The organism is Janthinobacterium sp. HH106 (assembly GCF_001758725.1).
GTDB lineage: Bacteria > Pseudomonadota > Gammaproteobacteria > Burkholderiales > Burkholderiaceae_D > Janthinobacterium.
In genome coordinates this window covers 13,416-36,223 of record NZ_LRIC01000017.1, presented here as the reverse complement: position 1 = coordinate 36,223, position 22,808 = coordinate 13,416, and the positions used below count along the sequence as shown (strand labels likewise).

At 64.2% G+C, this 22,808-nt stretch carries 19 protein-coding genes and 1 pseudogene; 12 read left to right on the top strand and 8 right to left on the bottom strand.

Annotated elements, in window-relative coordinates; genetic code table 11:
* The first annotated feature begins 7 nt into the window (after positions 1 to 7).
* Complete coding sequence (locus JAB8_RS09260) at positions 8 to 2,320, top strand: PAS domain S-box protein (RefSeq protein ID WP_070289295.1); 2,313 nt, start codon at positions 8 to 10, stop codon at positions 2,318 to 2,320.
* Here the strand turns inward: JAB8_RS09260 and ligD are convergent.
* Complete coding sequence (gene ligD / locus JAB8_RS09255; protein WP_070289294.1) at positions 2,304 to 4,790, bottom strand: DNA ligase D; 2,487 nt, start codon at positions 4,788 to 4,790, stop codon at positions 2,304 to 2,306. The genes JAB8_RS09260 and ligD overlap by 17 nt on opposite strands.
* Positions 4,791 to 5,002: 212 nt before the next feature.
* Here ligD and JAB8_RS09250 point away from each other — a divergent pair, with 212 nt between their 5' ends.
* The 8 genes from JAB8_RS09250 to JAB8_RS28095 all read left to right on the top strand — a co-directional run bounded on the left by JAB8_RS09250 (position 5,003) and on the right by JAB8_RS28095 (position 11,832).
* Positions 5,003 to 5,332 (top strand): hypothetical protein, encoded by a 330-nt coding sequence (locus JAB8_RS09250; RefSeq protein WP_070289293.1) that lies wholly within the window; start codon positions 5,003 to 5,005, stop codon positions 5,330 to 5,332.
* A 222-nt stretch (positions 5,333 to 5,554) separates the two neighbouring features.
* On the top strand, positions 5,555 to 5,896 hold the full coding sequence (locus tag JAB8_RS09245) for a hypothetical protein (protein ID WP_070219505.1): 342 nt from the start codon (positions 5,555 to 5,557) through the stop codon (positions 5,894 to 5,896).
* 39 nt (positions 5,897 to 5,935) lie between these two features.
* A complete protein-coding gene (locus tag JAB8_RS09240) occupies positions 5,936 to 6,274 on the top strand; it encodes a hypothetical protein (protein WP_070289292.1) in 339 nt (112 codons plus the stop codon).
* Positions 6,275 to 6,552: 278 nt separating this feature from the next.
* Entirely contained in the window at positions 6,553 to 8,721 is a 2,169-nt protein-coding gene (locus JAB8_RS09235; protein ID WP_070289291.1) for a TonB-dependent siderophore receptor, read from the top strand.
* 15 nt (positions 8,722 to 8,736) lie between these two features.
* Positions 8,737 to 9,972, top strand: coding sequence for a PepSY-associated TM helix domain-containing protein (locus JAB8_RS09230; RefSeq protein WP_070289329.1), 1,236 nt, complete (start codon positions 8,737 to 8,739; stop codon positions 9,970 to 9,972).
* A gap of 63 nt (positions 9,973 to 10,035) precedes the next feature.
* Positions 10,036 to 11,058: a serine hydrolase gene (locus tag JAB8_RS09225; RefSeq protein ID WP_083287634.1), complete on the top strand. Its 1,023-nt coding sequence runs from the start codon at positions 10,036 to 10,038 to the stop codon at positions 11,056 to 11,058.
* 114 nt (positions 11,059 to 11,172) lie between these two features.
* Positions 11,173 to 11,517, top strand: a complete 345-nt coding sequence (locus tag JAB8_RS09220) for a hypothetical protein (protein ID WP_070219501.1) — start codon at positions 11,173 to 11,175, stop codon at positions 11,515 to 11,517.
* Positions 11,518 to 11,562: 45 nt separating this feature from the next.
* Complete coding sequence (locus tag JAB8_RS28095) at positions 11,563 to 11,832, top strand: hypothetical protein (RefSeq protein WP_071654397.1); 270 nt, start codon at positions 11,563 to 11,565, stop codon at positions 11,830 to 11,832.
* A gap of 55 nt (positions 11,833 to 11,887) precedes the next feature.
* Here the strand turns inward: JAB8_RS28095 and JAB8_RS09215 are convergent.
* The 6 genes and pseudogenes from JAB8_RS09215 to JAB8_RS28965 all read right to left on the bottom strand — a co-directional run bounded on the left by JAB8_RS09215 (position 11,888) and on the right by JAB8_RS28965 (position 19,739).
* Positions 11,888 to 12,291 (bottom strand): annotated as a pseudogene (locus JAB8_RS09215) (fasciclin domain-containing protein).
* Between the two features lie 172 nt (positions 12,292 to 12,463).
* Positions 12,464 to 13,906: an efflux transporter outer membrane subunit gene (locus tag JAB8_RS09210; protein ID WP_070289327.1), complete on the bottom strand. Its 1,443-nt coding sequence runs from the start codon at positions 13,904 to 13,906 to the stop codon at positions 12,464 to 12,466.
* A gap of 44 nt (positions 13,907 to 13,950) precedes the next feature.
* On the bottom strand, positions 13,951 to 17,151 hold the full coding sequence (locus tag JAB8_RS09205; protein ID WP_070289290.1) for an efflux RND transporter permease subunit: 3,201 nt from the start codon (positions 17,149 to 17,151) through the stop codon (positions 13,951 to 13,953).
* A gap of 2 nt (positions 17,152 to 17,153) precedes the next feature.
* Complete coding sequence (locus JAB8_RS09200) at positions 17,154 to 18,398, bottom strand: efflux RND transporter periplasmic adaptor subunit (protein ID WP_070289289.1); 1,245 nt, start codon at positions 18,396 to 18,398, stop codon at positions 17,154 to 17,156.
* A 271-nt stretch (positions 18,399 to 18,669) separates the two neighbouring features.
* On the bottom strand, positions 18,670 to 19,530 hold the full coding sequence (locus JAB8_RS09195; protein ID WP_070289288.1) for an alpha/beta hydrolase: 861 nt from the start codon (positions 19,528 to 19,530) through the stop codon (positions 18,670 to 18,672).
* Positions 19,527 to 19,739, bottom strand: a complete 213-nt coding sequence (locus tag JAB8_RS28965) for a hypothetical protein (protein ID WP_139142989.1) — start codon at positions 19,737 to 19,739, stop codon at positions 19,527 to 19,529. The genes JAB8_RS09195 and JAB8_RS28965 overlap by 4 nt, the downstream gene beginning before the upstream one ends.
* Before the next feature lie 148 nt (positions 19,740 to 19,887).
* Between JAB8_RS28965 and JAB8_RS09190 the strand changes: the two genes are divergently transcribed.
* The 3 genes from JAB8_RS09190 to JAB8_RS09180 are packed head-to-tail and all read left to right on the top strand — an operon-like array spanning position 19,888 to position 22,285.
* A complete protein-coding gene (locus JAB8_RS09190) occupies positions 19,888 to 20,847 on the top strand; it encodes a LysR family transcriptional regulator (RefSeq protein ID WP_070289287.1) in 960 nt (319 codons plus the stop codon).
* Entirely contained in the window at positions 20,844 to 21,833 is a 990-nt protein-coding gene (locus tag JAB8_RS09185; protein ID WP_070289286.1) for a D-2-hydroxyacid dehydrogenase, read from the top strand. Before JAB8_RS09190 ends, JAB8_RS09185 begins: the two co-directional genes overlap by 4 nt.
* Positions 21,830 to 22,285, top strand: a complete 456-nt coding sequence (locus JAB8_RS09180) for a hypothetical protein (protein ID WP_070289285.1) — start codon at positions 21,830 to 21,832, stop codon at positions 22,283 to 22,285. The genes JAB8_RS09185 and JAB8_RS09180 overlap by 4 nt, the downstream gene beginning before the upstream one ends.
* 3 nt (positions 22,286 to 22,288) lie before the next feature.
* Here JAB8_RS09180 and JAB8_RS09175 read toward each other — a convergent pair whose 3' ends face one another.
* Positions 22,289 to 22,792 (bottom strand): DUF1993 domain-containing protein, encoded by a 504-nt coding sequence (locus JAB8_RS09175; RefSeq protein ID WP_254679481.1) that lies wholly within the window; start codon positions 22,790 to 22,792, stop codon positions 22,289 to 22,291.
* Positions 22,793 to 22,808 lie beyond the last annotated feature (16 nt).

Genomic DNA, 22,808 nt, shown 5'->3' with positions numbered 1-22,808 from the left:
GAAAAAAATGGATGCCGAGTTAGATCAGCTTATCCTCAGCGGCGCCCCTGGCGGCGTCGTCATCACGAACGAAGAGCACGCCGTCGTGCGCTGGACGGTGGGTGCCCAGCGCATCTTCGGCTATGGCAGCGACGAAGCGCTGGGCCGCACGCTGTGGGAGCTGATCTCCTTGCCCGGACAAGCCGAGGCGGCACAGCTGATCGACGAACAGCTGACCCTGCACGGCAGCTACGACCGCGAATCGCTGCGGCGGCGCAAGGATGGCGAACTCATCCACGTCGATGTCGCGTGCCAGGTCGCACAGGCCGGGGCGGATGCGCCCCGCTACCTGATTTCCACCATGAAAGACACGACCTTGCTGAAGGCGGCACGCGACGCCCAGTTCGTCGAGGTGCGCTACCGCGTGCTGTTCGAATCGACGCCGGACAGCGTCATCATGGTCAATGCCACGGGCGCCATCGTGCTGGCCAACCAGCAGGCGCAGCGCCTGTTCGGCTACGCGGAAGGCGAATTGAACGGCAGGCAAATCGATAGTCTGCTGCCGCAACGGCTGCGCCATTCGCACGTGGCGCACCGCGCGCGCTATTTCGACCAGCCCCGCACGCGCACCATGGGCGCCGACCTGGAATTGCTGGGCTTGCGCAAGGACAACGTCGAGTTTCCCGTCGAAATCAGCCTGTCGCCCATCCAGACGGAAATCGGCACCTTCGTCATCAGCGCCATCCGCGACGTCAGCGACCGCCGCCGCGCCGAGCAGAAGTTCCGCGGCCTGCTCGAATCGGCGCCGGACGCCATCGTCATCGTCAACGGCGATGGCGAGATCGTGCTCGTCAACTCGCAGACGGAACGCCTGTTCGGCTACTCGCGCGCGGAGTTGCTCGGGCGCAATGTGGAAGTGCTGATCCCGGCCCGCTACGCGATGGACCATCCGCGCCACCGCCATGCGTTTTCCACGGCGCCGCGCGCCCGCTCCATGGGTGCAGGACTGGAACTGTACGGCTTGCGCCGCGACGGTACCGAATTCCCCGTCGAAATCAGCCTGTCGCCGCTGGAAACGGACGAAGGCGTGCTCGTGTCGTCGGCCATCCGCGACATCTCCGAGCGCAAGCGCATCGAACGCACGCTCAACGAACAGAAAGTCGAACTCGAGCGGGCCAGCCAGGCGAAGGACCGTTTTCTCACCAGCATGTCGCACGAGCTGCGCACGCCGCTGAATGCCATCCTCGGCTTTGCCCAGTTGCTGGCCAACGAAGCCTTGCCCGCCACCGTGCTGCAAAAACGCACCTTCGTGCAAAACATCGTCACCTCGGGACGCCACCTGCTCACCCTGATCAATGAAATCCTCGACCTGGCGAAGATCGAATCAGGCAGCCTGAGCCTGTCGATGGAAGCGGTGACGCTGCCCGCGCTGATCGAGGAAGTGCGCGTGATGGTGGAAGAACAGGCGCAGCAGCGCCAGATCCACCTGATCTTTCCCGCCTGCGAAGCGCTGACGCTCAGGGCCGACCATACGCGCCTCAAGCAAGTGCTGCTGAACCTGCTGTCGAACGCCATCAAGTACAACCGCCCGGCCGGCAAGGTGGAGCTGGAAATTTCGCAGCCCGATGCGCTGTGCGTGCGCATCGCCATCCGCGACACGGGCAAGGGGCTGGACGACGCGCAGATGGCCGAACTGTTCCAGCCGTTTAACCGCCTGGGGCAGGAGGCCGGCAGCGAAGAAGGCACGGGCATCGGCCTGGTCGTCACCAAGCGCCTGGTCGAACTGATGGGCGGACGCATGGGCGTGCACAGCTGCCTTGGCGAGGGCAGCGTGTTCTGGATCGAACTCGACACCATGGCCGCGCCGCCCGACAGCATGCCGCTGGATACGGAGGGGTTATCCGAGCCTGCCGGCGACGCCGGGGACGACGCCAGCGGCCAGGCGCTGCTGCTGTACGTGGAAGACAATCCGGCCAGCCTGCGCCTGGTGGAAGACATCGTCAGCTTCCTGCCGCATCTGCGCATGATCTCGGCCACCGATGCGCGCCAGGGCATCGCGCTGGCGCTGGAACGCCAGCCCGATGTCATCCTGATGGATATCAACCTGCCCGGCATGAACGGCAACCAGGCGCAACGCATTCTGCGCAACGATCCGCGCACGGCGCACATTCCCGTCATCGCCCTGACGGCCAACGCCATGAAGGGCGACATCCGGCATGGCCTGGCCGCGGGCTTTTTCCGCTACCTGACCAAACCCGTCGAGATTCCCCAGCTCAACGCCGCCATCGACGAAGCCCTGCAGCTGGCGCGCGCCACCGTGACATTCAAGCCGGAGGCGTAAAGGCCAGCTTTTTCATCGCCGCACCGAGCCCTTTCGCGCTGCGCGCATAGCCAGCCCACGGCGCGTTGCCCACGTCGAGACGGCTGTGGACATTGCCCACGTTCCATTGGTCGCCCGCCTTCAGCTGGTCGAGCTCCTCCCAGGCCAGCGGCACGGAAATGCCCAGCCCCGAACGCGTGCGGGCCGACCACGCGCACACGGTGGTGGCGCCCCGGCCATTGCGCAAATAATCGATGAAGATCTTGCCGACCCGGTTGGACGGTCCGCTTTTCAGGACAAAACGCTGGGGAATGAGCTGCGCCATGTGCGCCACGATGGCTTGCGAAAACGCCTTGACCGTATCCCAGTCGTGTTTCGGGCGGATCGGCACGACCACGTGCAAGCCCTTGCCGCCGCTGGTTTTCAGCCAGGCGGGCAAGCCCAGTTCCGTCAAAAAGGCGCGCAGCAGCACGGCCGCTTCGCGGATGGCGGGCCAGGCCACGCCCTTGCCCGGGTCCAGGTCGAACACCAGGCGGTTCGGCGTGTCGTAGGCGCTGGCCAGTGCATTTTGCGTGTGAAATTCCACCACATTCCACTGCGCCGCCGACAACAGGCCCTGTACGCTGGCCACTTCCAGCATGCTGGCATGCTCGGGATCGAGGCCGGGATCGAGCTGTTTGACGCCGGGCATGGCGGACGTGTCCGCATGCTTCTGGAAAAACAGCTCGCCGCCCACGCCGGACGGCGCGCGCACCAGCGACACGGGCCGGCCCCGCAAATGCACGAGCATCAGCTTGCCCACGAGCGCGTAGTAGCGCACCAGGTCGATCTTCCTGGCGCCGCTGTCCTTGTCGATCACCCTGTCCGCATGGCTGACCTTGAAACTGGCCGGCAAGACGCTGTCCGGCCTGGATTGGTTTGGCATCGTCTTCTCCCTGTCGATTCGCTGTGGCCGCTCGCGCACGATGGCGGCCGGCTGTTTATCCGCACGCAAGCCGTGAAACACGGCGTGGCGCACGGCGCCGCCGCTGGTCCATTGCGCAAAGCCGACCTCGGCCACCAGCTCCGGCTTGACCCAGATGGGCTGGCGCACGCCGCCCGCCTTGCCCGCAAACGGACTCGTCTCGATGGTCAGGGTGTCGAGGCGGCGCCGCAAGTCGCGCAAGGCCGCATCGTCAAAGCCGCTGCCCACATTGCCCGCATAGCGCAGCTTGCCCTGCTCATCGTGCACGCCCAGCAGCAGCGAACCGATGCCTTCGCGCGCGCCTTGCGGCGCCGTATAGCCGCCGATGACGAATTCCTGGCGCAGCCCGCATTTGAGCTTGATCCAGTCGCCGGAACGCCGCGTGACGTAGGGCGAGCCGCGCCGCTTGCCAATCACCCCTTCCAGCCCCAGGCGGCAGGCGTGGGCCAGCAATTGCCGGGGTTTGGCGTCGAGCGCTTCGCTGAAGCGCAGCAGCGGCGAAGCCGGCAAGCGCTGCAGCAGCTGTTCCAGCAAGGCCCGGCGCGCCTCGACCGGCTGGCCCCGCAGATCGTGGCCGTCGAAAAACGGCACGTCGAACAGGTAATACACGATCTCGCTGGTCGTGTCTGCCTCGAAGGCGCGCTGCAAGGCGCCAAAATCCGGATGGCCGCTGGCGTCGTTGACGACGATTTCGCCGTCATACCAGCCAGGCGGCAAGCCCAGCTTTTCCAGCGCCTGGCGCAGCTTCGGCAGTTTCGCCGTCCAGTCGTTGCCATTGCGCGTGATCAAACTGACCCGTTCGCCATCGCAACGCGCGAGGATGCGGTAACCGTCGAATTTCACCTCGAACATCCAGTCTTGCGCGTCTGGCGGCGGCGCATCGACGAGCGTGGCCAGCTGCGGCGACAGGGCGGCTGGCAGCTTCGCGGCTGGCGCAGCCGCCTGCTCTGCGCTGTGTTTGCGCCTGGGCATGGCCTTGTGCTTGACGCTGTCGGGGAATTCGTCGACGACAGAAAATTCCAGCGCCGGCCGGGCATATTCATCTTTTTCCTTGATCAGCAGCCAGGCGGGCTGCTTTTCGCCCTTGCCCTTCATGCGCACGAGCACCCACTTGCCGTGCATCTTGTGGCCATGTACGGTGAATTTCAGCTCGCCGGCCGCCAGCGCCTTGCGCGCATCGGGCGTGGCCGGCTGGGGCTGCCACGTGCCCTTGTCCCAGATGATGACCTTGCCCGCGCCATACTGTTTTTCGGGGATCGTGCCTTCAAAGCTGGCGTAGGCAATCGGGTGGTCTTCCACTTGCACGGCCATGCGCTTGTCGCGCGGGTCGTAGCTGGGGCCTTTCGGCACGGCCCAGCTTTTCATCGTGCCGTCCAGTTCCAGGCGAAAGTCATAGTGCAGGCGGCTGGCCCAATGCTTCTGGATGACGAAGGTAAGCCCGCCGCCCGCCGCCTCGCCGCCCGCCGCAGGCTCGGGCGTGACGGCGAAGTTGCGCTTGGCTTGATAGGTTTTCAAGGCGGCTTTCATGGCGGACCCATGCGGTGACGATGGCATCGAGTCTAGGCCGCCAGGGGCCAAGGCGCGGTACGCCAGCTAACAGAGCGCCTGCCCCGGCAAATGTAAGTGTTTGTAATTGAGAGAAAACGTGTCAACGCAATTGCCGCACGGCGCGTTTTTGGCTCAGTGACAGGGGAAATGCATCTCCTGAACTACAACCCCACTTCTCGAGGAACTGCATCATGAAAAAACGCACTGTCAACATTGTCGCTACTCTGATCGCCGGCTTGTTCGCTACCGCAGCCTTTGCTCAAACCCCAGCACCAGCAGCGCCGGCCAAGGCCGAAGCCAAGCACACCAAGGAAGTGGCTAAAGCAGAAGCCAAAGAAACCAAGGCCGTCGTGAAAGCCGATGCGAAAGAAGCCGCCGTTGCCGCCGATGCGAAAGCCGACGTCGCCAGCGCCAAGGCCGATGCCGCCGTCACCAAAGCCAAAGCCCACAAAAAAGCGAAAAAAGCCAAGGCCAAGGCTGACGAAGCCAAAACTGAAGCGACCGCAGCAGCAGCCAAGTAATCCCCACAGCGCATTTTTTGCGCCACACAAAAAGACAGCTTCGGCTGTCTTTTTTCATTTTCATGCCAGCATCATGCAACAACATCTTATAAAACACCTGATTGTAAGAAAGTGTAAACAAGGTCAACGGTAAGCTTCCGGGGCGCGTTTTATGCTCAGTGACACGGGAATCATCCCACCACCAACAGATACACCAGACAAACCACCACTGAGGACTGCACCATGAAAAAAGTAATCGCTACCCTGATCGCCGGCCTGTTCGCAACCGCTGCCTTTGCCCAGACGCCCGCAGCCCCAGCAGCTCCGGCAGTGCCCGCCAAAGTCGAAGCGGCCCACACCAAGGCCGTCGTAAAAGCCGATGCCAAGGAAGCGCAAACGGTCGTGAAAGCGGACGCCAAAGAAGCGAAAGCCGTCGTCGCCGCGAAAACGGAAGTCGCCAGCGCCAAAGCGGAAGCGGCCACCACGAAAGCCAAGGCCCACCACAAAGCCAAGAAAACCAAGGCCAAGGCTGACGAAAAGCTGGCATCGGCCACCGCTGAAGCAGCACCGGCAGCAGCCAAGTAATCACCCAGACAATCGCTTATCACTCTCCAGGACAATACAATGAAAAAAGTTATCGCCACCCTCGTCGCCAGCCTGTTCGCTACCGCCGCCTTCGCCCAAACCCCTGCCGCCCCCGCAGCACCGGTTCCCGCCAAGGCGGAAGCGGCCCACACGAAAGCCGTAGCAAAAGCGGAAGCCAAGGAAACCAAGGCCGTCGTGAAAGCCGATGCGAAAGAAGCGGCCGTCGTCGCCGATGCGAAAGCCGACGTGGCCAGCGCCAAGGCCGACGCCAAGGTCAGCAAGGCCAAGGCCCATCACAAGGCCAGCAAAGCGAAAGTGAAAGCGGACGCAACGAAAGCGGCAGAAGCCGTACCGGCAGCGCCAGCGCCAGCGAAGTAATCGCGGCAATCGCCACGGGAGCGCGTCCGCCGGGTCTGCGCTTCCGTGGCGGCTTCGCCCGCAGTATCAAAGACAGCTTCGGCTGTCTTTTTTTTTCGCGGCTGGCACTGGTAGCGCATGAGCGGCACTGACGACCGGAAGCAAAACCTCCAACGTAAAACCGTGTAAAGATGTAAAAAAACAACGCTTTTCAGTCACAAAAAGTCCCCATTCCGGCCCCTCCTCAAATAGAATTGAGAATTATTCTCATTCTCATCCTTGATTCAGGAGCCGTTTCAATGCCAGGTCGCACCGTTCTTTCCGCCGCATCGTCCACCCCATCCTGCCCCGCCGCGCTGTCGTTGCGCCCGCTGGCCCTGGCCATTTCACTGGCGCTCGGCGCCGGCATGGCGCATGGCGCCGACGGCGCCCCCGCCGATGATGCTGGCGAAGATACGCCCGTGATGCAAACCATTACCGTCACGGGCAGCAGCGACGCGAACGCCTACACGGCGCGCAAAAGCGCCTCGGCCAGCAAGTTCGACCTGTCGCTGCGCGAGACGCCGCAGGCCGTTTCCGTGGTCACGCGCGCGCAAATGGACGATTTCAGGCTCGATAACGCCAGCAAGGTGCTGGCGCAAACGACGGGCGTGACGGTGGAAGCGGTAGAAACGGACCGCACCTATTACACGGCGCGCGGCTACGACATCACCAACTTCCAGTTCGACGGCGTCGGCATTCCTTTCGTCTTCGGCAATGTGATGGGCGACCTCGATACGGCGCTGTTCGAGCGCGTCGACATCGTGCGCGGCGCGAATGGCCTGATTTCCTCGACCGGCAATCCGTCGGCCACCGTCAACTTCGTGCGCAAGCGCCCGACCCAGGGCCTGGCCGCTGCTGCCGGCGTCACGCTGGGCTCCTGGAACACGCGCCGCGTCGATGCCGACGTCTCGACGCCGCTCGGCAGCGACGGCAAGGTGGCGGCCCGCTTCGTCGCCGCCCACGAGGAAGGCGATTCCCACCTGGACCGCTACTCGCCGCGCAAGGATGTCGCCTACGCCATCGTCGAAGCGAAACTGACGCCGGACACCCGCCTGGCCGTGGGCCACAGCTACCAGAACAACCTGGCCAGGGGCGGAATGTGGGGCGCCCTGCCCGTCGCCTACACGGACGGCACGCCCACCGACTACCCGGTTTCCGCCTCGACGTCGGCCGACTGGTCGCGCTGGAGCATCCTCAACAACAGCACCTTCGCCGAACTGGCGCACCAGTTCAATGCCGACTGGCGCGTGACGGCCACGGCCACCTACAACCGCTCCACCTCGGATTCCAAACTGTTCTACGTCTACGGCACGCCGGACAAGGCCACGGGCGACGGCTTGTTCAGCTACCCTTCGCGCTATGCCTCGGCCAACAAGCAGCGCCTGCTCGATGTCGCCGCCACGGGCACATTCACGCTGGCCGGGCGCCGGCATGACCTCAGCATGGGCCTGGCCTGGTCGAAGTCCACGCTCGACGACGTGTCGTATTATGGCCGCGGCATCGGCACGGCCCTGCCGAACGGCGCGGCCTTCGACGGCTCCTACCCGGAACCGCTCTTCGATGCATCGACCAATGGCAGCGCCTACAAGGACGAACGCAAGAATGCCTACCTGGCCGCCCGCTTCAACCTGGCCGACAACGCCAAGCTGCTGGCGGGCGTGAACACCGTCAAGGCCGACAGCACGGGCAGCGCGTATGGCGTCAGCCAGGCCAAGTCGCAGAGCGATACCACGCCCTACGTGGGCCTGGTGTACGACATCGGCCGCCATGTGTCGGCCTACGGCAGCTACACGGAAATCTTCAACCCGCAAAGCAGCATCGACCGCACGGGCCAGACCCTGGCGGCGGCCACCGGCAAGAGCCTGGAAGCGGGCTTGAAAAGCGACTGGTTCGACGGCCGCCTGAACCTGTCCGGCGCCCTGTTCAAGACGCGCCAGAAGAACGTGGCCGAAGCGGCCGGCACCACGCCCGACCTCAAGACGTTCTACAAGGGCGTCGATTCGGAATCGCAGGGTTTCGAGCTCGATGCCTCGGGCGAGCTGGCGAAAGGCTGGCAGGCGAACGCCGGCTATGCGCAGCTGCGCATCGAAGGCGACGACGGCCACGATGCGCGCACCTTCATCCCGCGCAAGCGCTTTCACCTGGCCACCACCTATCACGTGCCGGCCGTGCCGGCGCTGAAGCTGGGCGCCAGCCTGACCTGGCAGGACGCCATCTACAACAAGGTCGACGACAGCACCACCCTGCACCAGGGCGCCTACGCGCAACTGGGCCTGATGGCCAGCTACGCCATCAGCCGCAACGTCAGCCTGTCGCTGAACCTGAACAATGTGACGGACAAGAAGCACCTGACCAGCCTGTACTGGACCCAGTCGCTGTACGCGGCAGGCCGCAATGGCAGCGCCACCCTGAGCTGGAAGTACTAGGGAGCCGCCATGCGACTGCGTCCTCCCATGGTTGTTCTGCACCGCTGGTTCGGCCTGGCGGCGGCGCTCTTCCTGTTCATTTCCGGCCTGACGGGCGCCGTGATCTCGTGGGATCACGAGCTCGACGCCTGGCTCAATCCGCAGCTGTTCCGCGCCGCCAGCGCCGCCGATGTCGGCCACGCAAAATCGGGGCTGGAACTGGCGCGCCAGCTCGAGGCGCAGGACCGGCGCCTGCGCGTGAACTACGCGCTCACGGCGATCGAGCCTGGCCACACGGCGCTGATCTCGGTGGAAGGCCGGCCCGACCCGGCCACCGGCAAGCCGTTCGAGCCGGGCTTCAACCAGGTGGCCGTCGACCCGGCCACGGGCGCCATCCAGGGCACGCGCCTGTGGGGCGCGGTCTCGCTGACGCGCGAAAACCTGCTGCCCTTCCTGTATAAACTGCACTACACCATGCACATTCCCGATGGCTGGGGCATCGAACTGGGCGTGTGGTTCATGGGCATCATCGGCATCGTGTGGGTCCTTGACTGCGGCATCGCCCTGTACCTGTCGTTTCCAAACTGGCGCAGCTGGCGCAAGTCGCTGGCCTTCCGCTGGCGCGAAGGGGGCCACAGGCTGAACTTCGACCTGCACCGCTCGGGCGGCGTGTGGGTCTGGTTGCTGCTGCTGGTGCTGGCCGTCACGTCCGTGTCGATGAATCTGCAAACCCAGGTGATGCGTCCCCTGGTCGCGAAGTTGTCCACGCTCAGCCCGAACGCCTTCGACAGCCGCACGCCGCAGCCCCCCGGGAACCCCATCGAGCCGCTGCTGACGCGCGAAGAGGCGGTGGCGCTGGCAAAGACGGAAGCGGCAAGACGGGGCTGGACGCTGCCGGCCGGCGGCGTGTTCTATTCTTCCGCCTACGGCCTGTATGGCGTCGGTTTCTTCGCGGCGGACAACGACCATGGCGACGGCGGCCTGGGCAATGCATGGCTGTACTTCGACGGGCGCGACGGCAAGCCGGCGGGAGGCGTGGTGCCCGGCACGGGCAGCGCGGGCGACATCTTCCTGCAGGCGCAATTCCCCCTGCATTCGGGCCGCATCCTGGGCCTGCCCGGGCGTATCCTGATTTCCGCCATGGGCCTGGTGGTGGCCATGCTGAGCGCAACGGGCCTGATCATCTGGCTGAGAAAGCGCCGTGCCCGCGCGGCGCAGACCGGTAAGGCGCCGGCGCCGCTGCATGCCAACTTCAGCAAGCAGGTGCAGTAAAACGCCACAAAACGGCGCAACTGGGCGACACTGGCGATCCGACCATCGCCACGAAAGCTGTCCATGCGCCGCCTGTCCTTGTCCTTGCTGACTACCCTCCTCCTGTCCTGCGCCGCCCTGGCACAGGACAGCGCCCCCGGCACCATCGCGCAAGTCCTGCAAGCCCAGGACCGCGACAGCCACGGCGACCTGCGCGCCGTCGTCGTGCTGCGCGACGGCGCCATCGTCGCCGAACGCTATTACAACGGCGAGACGGCCGATACCCTGCACGACATCCGCTCGGCCGGCAAGAGCATCACCGCCCTGCTGGCCGGTGCGGCCGTGGCGCGCGGCCAGCTGGCGACGACAAAAACCGTGGGCGACTACTGGCCCGAAGTGGCCGGCAGCCCGGCGGGCAAGGTCGTCCTCGACGACGTGCTGACCATGCGTTCGGGCCTGGCCGCCTTCGATGAAGACGAACAGTCGCCCGGCAATGAAGACAAGCTCGATGCGGCGCCCGACCCCGCCGCCTTCGTGCGCGGCGTGCCGGCCGCAATAAAGCCGGGCAGCGCCTACCGCTACAACTCGCTGGGGGCGTACATCGCCGGCAGGGTGGTGGAAAACGCCAGCGGCGCCGACCTGGAAGACTACGCCGCCAAGGTGCTGTTCGCGCCACTGGGCATCAGGCGCTGGAGCTGGGGCCGCGACGTGGCCAACCATCCGAAGGGACAGGGCAATCTGTCGCTGCGGGCGCGCGACACGGCAAAGATCGGCCAGATGGTGCTCGACGATGGCGTAGTTGGCGGCAAGAGGGTCATCGACGCCGCCTGGCTGCACGCGGCGCTGGCGCCGCGCGTGGCCGTCGGCGCCGTCGACCGCTACGCCGACAGCTACGGCTATTTCTGGTACGCGAAGACGCAGGAGATCGGAGGACAAAAAATCGCCGTGTATTTCGCCTCGGGCAATGGCGGCAACAAGATCTATGTGATTCCCACGCGCCGCATGGTGGTGAGCGTGGCATCCAGCGCCTACGGCAAGGCGCATGGGCAGCGCCGTTCGGAAGACATCCTGAAAGCCATCCTGAAAGCCGATGCCACGCAGATGTAAGCGTTTGTAATGACCGTCAACGCAAGCGTCCGGGGCCGCGTTTTATGCTCAGTGACACGGGAATCATCCCGGCACCAACAGATACACCAGACAACCACCACTGAGGACTGCACCATGAAAAAAGTAATTGCTACCCTGATCGCCGGCCTGTTCGCAACCGCTGCCTTTGCCCAGACGCCTGCAGCTCCTGCAGCCACCCCGGCAGCCTCGGTTCCCGCCAAAGTGGAAGCGGCCCACACCAAGGCCGTCGTAAAAGCCGATGCCAAGGAAGCGCAAACGGTCGTCAAAGCGGACGCGAAAGAAGCGAAAGCCGTCGTCGCCGCCAAGACGGACGTCGCCAGCGCCAAAGCGGAAGCGGCCACCACCAAGGCCAAAGCCCACCACAAAGCCAAGAAAACCAAGGCCAAGGCTGACGAAAAGCTGGCATCGGCCACCGCTGAAGCGGCTCCAGCGAAGTAATTTCTTCCCACTGCATTCACCCGAAAAAACACCAAGGATCTCATCATGAAAAAAGTTATCGCCACCCTGATCGCCAGCCTGTTCGCCACCGCCGCTTTCGCCCAGACGCCAGCCGTCGCGCCAGTCGCTCCAGTGGCACCGATTCCTGTCGTCGCCCCTGTCGTCAAGGCCGAAGCACCGGCAGCAGCCGTCAAGCCAGCGACGCACAAGAAAGCCAAGCATCACAAGGCGAAGAAAGCGGCACCAGCAACGCCAGCAACTCCGGCCGCACCAGCAGCTTCCGCACCAGCAGCAGCGCCAGCGCCAGCCAAGTAATCACGGCCGCAGCAAGCAAAAAGACAGGGTTTTCCCTGTCTTTTTTTTCGTCCGCTTATTGTGGCATCAGCACCGTGTCGATGACATTGATCACGCCATTCGACTGGTACACGTCATAGGTGCTGATGTTGGCGCTGTTGCCGCCTTCATCCATCACCACGATGTTGTGCATGCCGTTCATGGCGAACATCAGCTTGCCCCCGCTGGCCGTGGGCAAGGTGGCTTTACCGTCATGCATCTTGATTTCCCTGGCCAGCGCCTTGAAGTCGTATTTGCCGGGCACCACGTGGTAGGTGAGGATTTTCGTCAGGGTCGCCTTGTTTCCGGCTTGACCAGGGTGTCGACCAGGCCAGCCGCCTTCACGGCGGCGACCAGGCTCGTGTGGTCGGCCGAATTGACGGCGTTGTCGACGATGTCCCTGGACGGATACATGCTCTGGCCACCGACCATGGTCGCCATGCGGCGGCAAAGGGGGCGCTGGCGGCCAGCATGGACGTAATGAACAGGGTATTGTCGGCTTACGCGCTGCGCGCTAAGCCGACCTACAGCGCTGAGCCGACCTGCGCCAACCATAAAAAAACGGCGCCGTGCAATGCACGACGCCGTTCTTGGCTGGCTTATAGCCGGGATACTAGTTGGCCGCGACTTGCGGCTCCGTCTCGCCCCAGCCGCCGCCCAGGGCGCGGATCAGCGCCACCGTGGTGACGGCGCGGTTGCCGCGCAGCTGCACGGCATTGCGCTCGATGGCCGCCAGGTTGCGCTGCGCATCGAGCAGATCGAGGTAGCTGGAACGGCCCGCGTCGTACAGCTTTTGCGCCAGGTCGGCCGAACGGCGCGCCGAGACGACGGCTTCGTCGATCTGCTGCGTCTGGCCCGACAGGATGCGCAGGCCAGCCAGGTTGTCTTCCACCTCGGCGAAGGCCACCAGCACGCTCTGGCGATACGTCGCCACCGATTCTTCCAGCTGCGCTTCGCTGCGGCTCACGGCAGCTTTATTACGGCCACCGTCGATGATCGGCATCGACATCAGGGCGCCCAGCAGCCAGGAGCGGCTGCTCCACTTGAAGATGTCCGAGAAGGTATCGGACGCGCCGCCGCCGGAAGCGTTCAGGCTCAAGGCGGGGAACATGGCCGACTTGGCCACGCCGATGCGCGCATTCGACGCTTCCATGGTGCGCTGCGCCGAGGCGATGTCGGGACGGCGTTCCAGCAAGGACGACGGCATGCCGGCCGGGATCACGGGCAGGAAGCCGCTGTCCTGCAGCGGGTTGACGCCCGCCGTGAAGCTGGCGGCAGGTTTGCCCAGCAGGACGGCCAGCGCATGCTCGCTGGTGGCGCGCTGGCGCTGCAGGCCGATGGCTTCGGCGCGCACGGTCGACAGCTCCGTGCGGGCACGGGACAGGTCGAATTCGCCGATGTCACCCAGGTCGTAGCGGCGCTGGTTCACATGCACGCTTTCCTCGCGCAGGCGCACCGTCTGTTCCAGGGTCGCCAGTTCGGCGTCCGTGGCGCGCAGCTGGAAGTAGGTTTGCGCCACGTCGGCCTGCAAGGACAGCAGCACCGAGCGGTAAGTCGCCTCCACGGCCAGCGCATCGCTGTGCGAGGCGCTGACGTTCGATGCCACCCTGCCGAACAGATCGACTTCGTAGCTGGCCGTCAGGTTGGCCTGGTAGACGTTGGTCGCCGCCACCGGCGCGCCGTTCGGCAAGCCGAGCGACACGGCGGAAGCGCGGTTGCGCTGGCCGCCCACGTTCACGCCCACTTGCGGAATGCGGTCCGCTTCGGCGATGCCGGCAATCGCCCTCGCCTGCTTGACGCGGGCGGCGGCGACGGCCAGGTTGGCGTTCGCCTGCGTGGCCTCGTTGATCAGGCCAGTCAAAGCCGGATCATTGAACGCCAGCCACCACTCGCCGCGCGCCTGGCGCTCGGCTGGCACGCCCTGCTTCCAGCGCGTGCCATCGGCCGCCGTCTGCACGGCGGGCGCTTGCGCTTCCTTGAACGCCGCCGGCGTCTCGATCTGCGGCTGCTTGAACTCGGGCGCCGCGCAGGCGGCCAGCAGGACTGCGGCGGCCATGGCGCTCAAGACGGGCGCCGCGCGCCGGATGATTTCCTTGGTTTTCAATATATATCTCCTTCCAGGTCCAGCGCTGGCGCGGCGACAGGCTTGGCGGCAGCGGCGGCTGGTTTTTTCTCAAAACGCTGCGCCAGGGTGCGCAGCAGAACATAGAACACGGGCGTCAGGAACAGGCCGAAGAAGGTCACGCCCAGCATGCCGGCGAATACGGCCACGCCCATCGCATGGCGCATTTCCGAACCGGCGCCGTGCGAGAACACCAGGGGCACCACGCCCATGATGAAGGCGATCGACGTCATCAGAATCGGACGCAGACGCAGACGGCACGCTTCCAGCGCCGCTTGCACGACGGTGCGGCCATGCTCTTCCAGTTCGCGGGCAAATTCCACGATCAGGATGGCATTTTTTGACGCCAGCCCCACCAGCACGAACAGCGCGATCTGGGTGAACACGTTGTTGTCGCCGCCGGTCAATTTGACGCCCAACAAGGCGCACAGGATCGACATCGGCACGATCAGGATCACGGCCAGCGGCAGGGTCCAGCTTTCATACTGGGCAGCGAGCACCAGGAACACCAGCAGCACGCACAGCGGGAACACGTAGATCATCGTATTGCCGGACAAGATGTCCTGGTAGGTCAGTTCCGTCCACTCATACGAAATCCCTTGCGGCAGCACTTCCTTGGCGATGCGTTCCAGCGCGACTTGCGCCTGTCCGCTCGACACGCCAGGTGCGGCGCCGCCATTGAAATCGGCTGCTGCATACGCGTTGTAGCGCTGCACGCGGTCCGGACCATAGCTGTCCTTGACGCGCATCAGCGACGACAGCGGGATCATCTCGCCCTTGTCATTGCGTACCTTCAGCTGCGCGATATCCTGCGCATGCGAACGGAAAGCCGCATCGGCCTGCACGCGCACCTGATAGGTGCGGCCAAACTGATTAAAATCATTCACGTACAGCGAACCGAGGTTGATCTGCAAGGTCTGGTAAATCGTTTGCAGCTGCACGCCCATCTGCTTGGCTTTCACGCGGTCGACGTCGGCGAACAGCTGCGGCACGTTGATCTGGTAACCCGAGAACACGCCCGCCAGTTCCGGCGTCTGGTACGCTTTCGCGGCCAGTGCCTGGGTGGCGTTGTACAGCGCGTCGTAACCGAGGTTGCCGCGGTCTTCGATCATCATCTTGAAGCCGCCGATGGTACCGAGGCCGTTGACGGGCGGTGGCGGGAAGACCATGATGAAGGCGTCCTGGATACCGCCCAGGCGCTTGTTGATCTCGGCCGCGATGGCGCCGCCGGACAGCTCCTTGGTCGTACGCTCGTCGAACGGCTTCAGGGTGGCGAATACGATGCCGGCGTTTGGCGCGTTGGTAAAGTCGTTGATCGACAGGCCGGGGAAGGCGATGGTCGATTCGACGCCCGGCACCGACTTGATGACGTCGGACATGCGGCACACGACATCTTCCGTGCGGTCCAGCGAAGCGGCGTCGGGCAATTGCGCAAAGCCCACCAGGTATTGCTTGTCCTGCGCCGGCACGAAGCCGGCCGGCACGGACTTGAAGGTGAAGATGGCGGCAACGACCAGCAGCGCATACACGCCCAGCGAGGCGCTCTTGCGGCCCAATACACCCTTCACGCCCGCTTCATAGCGGTGCGAGGCGCGGCCGAAGAAGCGGTTGAACCAGGCGAAGAAGCGGCCGAAGACCATGTCCATGCCGCGCGTCAGCGCGTCTTTCGGCGCATCGTGCGGTTTCAGCAGCGCGGCCGACAGGGCTGGTGCCAGGGTCAGCGAGCTGAAAGCGGAGATCACGGTCGAAATGGCGATCGTCAGCGCGAACTGGCGGTAAAACTCGCCCGACAGGCCGGGCACGAAGGCGATCGGCACGAACACGGCGCACAGCACCAGGGCGATGGCGACGATGGGACCGCTCACCTCTTTCATGGCCTGGATGGTGGCGTCGCGCGGCGACAAGCCTTCCTCGATGTTGCGCTCGACGTTTTCCACCACGACGATGGCGTCATCGACGACGATACCGATGGCCAGCACGAGGCCGAACAGCGACAGGGTGTTGATCGAGAAGCCGAAGCCCAGCATCACGGCAAAGGTACCGACGATCGACACGGGAACGGCCAGCAGCGGGATGATCGATGCGCGCCAGGTTTGCAGGAAGATGATCACCACCAGCACCACCAGGGCGATGGCTTCCAGCAGTGTGTGGATTACGGCTTCGATGGACGAACGCACGAACTGCGTGGGGTCGTACTCGATGCGGTATTCCACGCCTTGCGGGAAGTCTTTTTTCAGTTCGTCCATCTTGGCGCGCACGTCGGAAGACAATTGCAGCGCGTTGGCGTTCGGCGCCTCGAAAATACCCATGCCGACGGCAGGATTGTTGTTCAGCAGCGAACGCAGCGAGTAGCTGTTTGCGCCCATTTCCACGCGCGCCACGTCCTTCAGGTGCGTGACGGCGCCGTCGGCATTGGTGCGCACGATGATGGCGCCGAATTCCTCGGGCGTCTGCAGGCGGCCCTGCGTGTTGACGGTCAGCTGGAAGTCCGAGTTCTTCGCTGGCGAGGCGCCGATCACGCCGGCAGCCACCTGCACGTTCTGCTCGCGGATCGCGTCGACGACGTCATTGGCCGTCATGCCGCGCGCCGCTACCTTTTGCGGGTCGAGCCAGATGCGCATCGCATAGTCGCCCGCGCCGAAGATCTGGATGTCGCCCATGCCGGGCAAACGGGCCAATTGATCCTTGACGTTCAGCACCGCGTAGTTACGCAGGTACATGTCGTCATAGCGCTTGTTCGGCGAGACCAGGTGCACGACCATGGTCAGGTTGGGCGAGGACTTGACGGTCGTCACGCCGATCTGGCGCACTTCCTCGGGCAGGCGCGGCAAGGCGCGCTGCACGCGGTTCTGCACCTGCGTCTCGGCCTGCTCGACGTTGGTGCCGATCTTGAAGGTCACGGTCAGCATCATCGCGCCATCGGACGTGTTTTGCGAGGACATGTAGAGCATGTTCTCGACGCCGTTGATCTGCTCTTCGAGCGGCGCGGCCACGGTTTCGGCGATCACTTTCGGGTTGGCGCCCGGGTATTGCGCGCGCACCACCACCGATGGCGGCACGACGTCGGGATATTCGGAGATGGGCAGGCCGAATATCGACAGCAGCCCGGCCACGAATATGACGATCGACAGCACCGCCGCGAAAATCGGCTTGTCGATGAAAAAGCGGGAAAAATTCATGTTTATTCCTTGGAAGTCGATGCTGCTTTCGCGGCGATCTTGGCGTCTTTTGCTTCAGGTTTTGCGGGAGCGACGGGCGCGGTCGGGTCGAAATCCATCGCCACCATCTGCGGCGTCACGGGCGCGCCGGGGCGCACGCGCTGCAAGCCGTTGACGACGATTTTTTCGCCCGCCTTCAAGCCTTCGCGCACCACGCGCAAGCCGTCCGAGGTCGGGCCCAGCTTGACGGCGCGGTATTCGGCCTTGTTATCGGCGCCCACCACGTAGACATATTTACGGCTTTGATCCGTGCCGACCGCGCGGTCGGAGATCAACAGTGCCGTGCTTTGCGCGTGCGGGCCGTTGCCGCCATCGAGCTGGATGCGCGCGAACAGGCCCGGCACCAGCTGGCGCTCGGCGTTGGCGAAGGTGGCGCGCATGCGCACGCTGCCCGTGGCCGGGTCGAGCTGGTTGTCGACGAATTCCAGCTTGCCTTCGTGCGGGAAGCCCGTTTCATTGGCCAGGCCCACCTTGACGGTGACGGGCGTGCCCTTTTGCGCCGTGCCGGCCACGCGCAGGTAGGTATCTTCATCGCCATCGAAGCTGGCGTAGATGCGGTCCGTCGACACCACCGACGTCAAAATGGCGGAAGCGTCGATCAGGTTGCCGACGGTGATTTCCGCCTTGCTGACGCGGCCGCTGATCGGCGCCTGCACCTGCGTGTACGACAGGTTCAGCCTGGCCGCTTCATACGCGGCTTGCGCCGAGCGGACATTCGCGTCCAGCTCTTTCAGGCCCGAGGCCTTTTCATCGAATTCGCGCTGGGCGATGGCTTTTTCGGCCAGCAGCTTTTCAGCGCGCGACAGTTCCAGCTTGGCCAGTTCCGCCTTGGCGCGGGCCGAGGCGGCCGTGCCTTCGGCGCGCGACACTTCAGCCTGAAATGGACGCGGATCGATGACGAACAGCACATCGCCCTTCTTCACTTCGCTGCCCGGCTTGAAGTTGACGGCCGTGATGAAGCCGCCGACGCGCGAGCGGATTTCCACGCGCTCGATCGCTTCCAGGCGGCCCGAGAATTCCTGCGTTTCCGTGATCTGTTTTTCAACGACGGCGGCGGCCGAGATGGGCGGGCCGCCGGCCGCTGGCGCGTCGGGCACCTTGCTATTGGCCGAATCGCAGCCGGCCAGGCTCACGGCCACCAGTCCCGCCAGCGCGAGCGAGGCCGCCAGGGGCTTGAGCAGAGTGGAAAATTGTTGAACGTTTTTCATTTTATTTCCCTGTTTTATGAAAATTTCTAATGATATGGGCGGCAGAAAGCAACCCAGCTGAAAAAGTGAATGGTGGTGCCATGGCGCCCGACGGCGCTCGATCAAAGGTAAACAGGCCGCCAGCTGCTTGAAAGCGGACGGGGACGACGAAGCTGGCTGTGCGAACGCACAACGCAGACAGGAAGGGAACTACACTGCGTAGTGTAGCAACCGAAACCCAAAAAGTAAACTGATTAGTGTAAGTTTTTTTGCAGTGCCGCAGATGGCGGCTTTATGACTCGGGCTCCTGCCCCAGTCCGGCGACGAAACTGCTAATTTCGCTCAATACCTGCACCTTGCAGGCGCATTCATTACGGGCGGTCGCGTCTTGCAGCGGCGCGGCGGCCATGCGCCGCACGGTGGTCTTGATGCCGCAGACGATCAATTTGCTGCCGTATTGTTCAGCCTCGTCGCGCAATGGGTCATCTTCGCTGGACAAGATCAAGGCTGGCGGCAGGTTCTTCAGGCGACTCGACTGCAATGGCGACGCGTACGGGTGGGTGCGGTCAGCGGCATTCGGCAGGTAGCCGCGGTAGGCGGCGGCGCATTGATCGGCCACTTCGGCCAGGTCCGGACAGGTCGGCAAGTGGCGCATCGAACAGGTCGACAGGCCGGGGTCGAGCATGGGCATGATCAGCACCTGGCCCGCGAGGGGCGGTCCGCCCCGGTCACGCGCCATCATGGCGCACACGGCAGCCAGGTTGGCGCCCGCTTCGATGCCCGACACCACCATCTGCTTGCCCGTCCAGCCCAGCTTGGACTTGTTCTTTTTCGCCCACAGCAGCACGGCATGCGCGTCTTCCACGGCTGCGGGGAATGGCCGCACCTTCGCCAGCGTGTAGTTCGCGGCCAGCACCACATGGTCGGGGTTGCTCAGCACGAGGCAGCGCAGGAAGTCGTCCGCGTCGTCCAGGTCGCCATCGACAAAGCCGCCGCCATGGAAGAAGACCATCAGGTTCGGCTGCTTGGCGCCCGGCACGCCGGCCGTATAGACGCGCGCGCCGAGCGCATCCTGCGCGCCCTGCACCTGGATGTCGCGTATCTTCAGCGCCTGGCCAGGTGCCAGTTCAGCCGCGGCGTCGGCAAACGTCATTGCGCCACCACCGGCTGCACGGCCACATCGCGTACCGCGTCGTTCAGGCACAACAGGGCGATGCCGCCCACTTCATGGGTCAGGGCGCTATAAGCGCTGGCTTCGCTTTGCGCCGCCAGCGAGTAGGCATCCGTCGATACCATCGCGGCCAGAGCGAGCAGGCTCGCCGCCAAGGCGAATACTGCAAAGTTTCCATTCCGATGACCCATGATGTTTCTCCTGTTGTACTTCCTGCGGCATCACATTTATGCTGCAGTACAACAACTATAGACTTGATCTACAATCTGATAAAGAGTGCAATGCCGAATTGATTGTTCAGGATTCTGAATAATCACGCAGAAAGTGATAGGAAATCAAGTGAACAAGCTGCAAGCCATGGAAGTTTTCATCCAAGTCGTCGATGCGGGCGGCTTTACGCGCGCGGCGGAAAACATGCAGTTACCCAAAGCCACCGTGTCGACCCTGATCCAGTCGCTGGAAGCGAGCTTGTCGGTCAAGTTGCTCAACCGCACCACGCGCCACGTCAGCATCACCTCCGACGGCGCCGCCTATTACGAACGCTGCGTGCGCATCCTGTCCGACGTACGCGAAGCCGAGGAATCGCTGTCGCGCACGCGCTTGAGCCCCAGCGGGCGGCTGCGCGTGGATGCGCCCACGGCCCTGGCCAGCGAACTGATCATCCCCGCCCTGCCCGACTTCTTCGCCCGCTACCCCGATATATCGCTGGAACTCGGCTGCAGCGACCGCCCCGTCGATCTGATCGAGGAAGGCGTCGACTGCGCCGTGCGCGGCGGCGAGCTGGGCGACCTGAACCTGATCGCGCGCCGGGTCGGCGTGCTGCATTTCATCACCTGTGCCGCGCCCGGCTACCTGGCGCGCTATGGCACGCCGCTACACCCGAACGATCTGGCGCAGCACCGGGGCGTGAATTTTTTCTCCGCCAAGACAGGCAAGACCTTTGACTGGGATTTCACGCGCGCGGGCGAACGCATCCAGATGTCCATGCCCAGCCATATTGCCTTGAACGACTCGAACGCCTACGCGGCGGCCGGCCTGGCGGGCCTGGGCATCGTGCAAATGACGCATTTCATGCTTGCGCCCCTGATGGAACAGGGCAAAATGGTGGAATTGCTGGGCGATTGGGAATCCGACCCGCTGCCCATCCACGTGATCTATCCGCCCAACCGCCACCTGTCCGCCAAGGTGCGCGTATTCGTCGAATGGGTCGCCGACATGTTTACCAACCACCCGGCCACGCAGCTGAAGGGCAAGAGCACCCTGCCCGCGCGTGCCGCCCTGACCGAGGCCCAGCCATGACCGCAGCAAGCACATCACCGCACCTGCACCTGCACCCGCACCGCATCGTCTTTCTCGACCGCGACAGCCTGATCGCCACCGTGCTCCCGCCCGCTTTCGCCCACAGCTGGGAAGAATATCCGCATACCAAGGGCAGCGAGCAGACGGTAGCCCGCCTGCAAGGCGCCACCATCGCCATCACGAACAAGGTGCCGCTGCGCGCGGCCGAACTGGCGCAGCTGTCCCACCTGAAAATGATCGCCGTGGCCGCCACGGGCACGGATATCCTCGACCTGGCCGCCTGCCGCGCGCGGGGCATTATCGTCGCGAATATCCGCGACTATGCGCGCGCCACCGTGCCCGAGCATACGCTGGCCCTGATGCTGGCCCTGCGCCGCCAGCTGGTCGCCTACCGCGCGGACGTGGAAGCGGGCCTGTGGCAGAAGTCCGACCGCTTCTGCCTGTTCGGCCACCCGATCCGCGACCTGGCCGGCAGCCGCCTGGGTTTGCTCGGCTACGGCGCGCTGGGCAAGTCCGTGGCCCAGCTGGGACGCGCCTTCGGCATGCAGGTGATCGTCCACAACCGTTCCCCGATCGAGGAAGACGGCGTAAAGGAAGTGAGCTTCGACGAACTGCTGGCCAGCTCCGACGTGCTGAGCATGCATCTGCCGCTGACGGACAAGACGCGCAACATCATCGGAGAGCAAGAGCTGGCGCGCATGCAGCCCACGTCGCTGCTGATCAACACGGCGCGGGGCGGCCTCGTCGATGAAGCGGCGCTGGCCGACGCATTGACCCGTGGCGTGATCGCCGGCGCCGGCTTCGACGTGCTGTCGAAGGAACCGCCGCTGCCCGACAACCCGCTGTTGAACTTGCGCCTACCCAACTTCATCCTCACCCCGCACACGGCCTGGGCCAGCGGCGAGGCCATGCAAAAGCTGGCCGACATTCTGATCGGCAATATCGAAGCGTTCGAACGCGGTGCTCCCGTGAACGTGGTGGCATGAGCGTGTTGCAGGAGCTCGATGAACTGCTGTGCGGCGACGACGAGGAATACGACCGCCTCGACCTGTTTCAGGAGGCGGATGAGCTGATCGGACAGCTGCGGACGGCCGACGTGCCCGCGCTGCTGGCGCTGTGGCAAGCGCGCAACCTGTGCTGGCAGCAGCGTTTCACGCAAGCGAGTACCAACATCGACGGTGCCGTGCTGCGCGCGCTGCTGGCCGGTTTGCTGCAGATCAGGGAGACGACGCACGGCGTGTTCGAACTGATGTCGCGACTGCCGCCCGTGGCCGACCATTCCCCGCTCAGCGAGGCACTGCTCGATTACGCCGAGCGAGCCTGGCATGCGGACCAGGGGCGGCACCGGCAAATCCAGATCAGTTGCTGGAGCTGCGGGCTGTCGGGCCGACTGCTGAAGCGGCTGGGGCTGTCTGCCTGGAAGGAAGCGGGGCTGTAGCCGCTACGGCGCGGCAGGCCGCTCGAATGAAAACCCGGGCGCATACGCGTGATAACCGTCGAAATCGCCCTTGCCAATGGCGGCACCTTGGCTGCGGGCAATCGCATACGCCATGCTGAAGTGAAAGTAGAAATTCGGCAGGATGTACAAATTCAAATATTCATTGGCCGGCAGCGCGATGTCGGCAAAGCCGGCGCGGTCGCGGCAGATGCGCTCAAGCGGCCCGTCGAAGCGCTCCACGGGAATCGCCTTGAGATAACGCATGGTCTGCGCGATCTGTTCCTGCAGGCTGGCGGCGCCGCTGAAATCGGCCACCTCCAGCCCCGCCAGCGGGCAGCAGCCGCGCAGCGAAAAGCTTACGGCCGCGCGCACTTGCTGGGCGAACGGCAGCATGTCCGGGTGCAGCCGCGCGGCCAGGATCTGCGGCTGGGCGTCGAGCTTGTCCAGCATGGCCGACAACTGGCCCAGCGAGCGGCAAAAGATGGCGACGGGGTGGCTGTTCATCATTTCCTTGTGCAAGATT